The sequence below is a fragment of the Actinomyces sp. 565 genome (assembly GCF_010365615.1).
GTDB lineage: Bacteria > Actinomycetota > Actinomycetes > Actinomycetales > Actinomycetaceae > Actinomyces.
On the sequence record NZ_PIZD01000065.1, the window covers coordinates 1 to 422 of the forward strand.

Below are 422 nucleotides of genomic sequence, written 5' to 3' on the forward strand. Positions count from 1 at the left end.
CGAAACCCTCCACGATGTGGAGGGTGTGGGGCGAATGAGGTCGTATTCGGCCAGCGCGGGTTAGTCGAGTACGACCTCGCACGCCCGAAAACGTCCTCATCAGCCCCAAAACGACCCGCTACGCCCGACCGAGTACGCCGGCCATTACCCGGCAGGCCACCACCGGGAGCACCCGGCCAGCTCAGGGCCGAGGGAGACGGCGTTGGGAACGCCACTTCGGCGCCTACTACGCCCGTTGGGTGCTTGCTGAAGGCTTCCGAGCCCTTCAGCAAGCACCCAAGTGGCGTTGCCAAGCCCGAACCGGCGTAGTAAACGCCCCTGCGCCTCGGCCACCGCCACCAGCAGCCCTAAGCCATGGCCGCCAGCACGCCGCCGGGCCTCGAACCGGAAGGGCGAGTTAATGGGCTCTTCTGGTCTAGGGG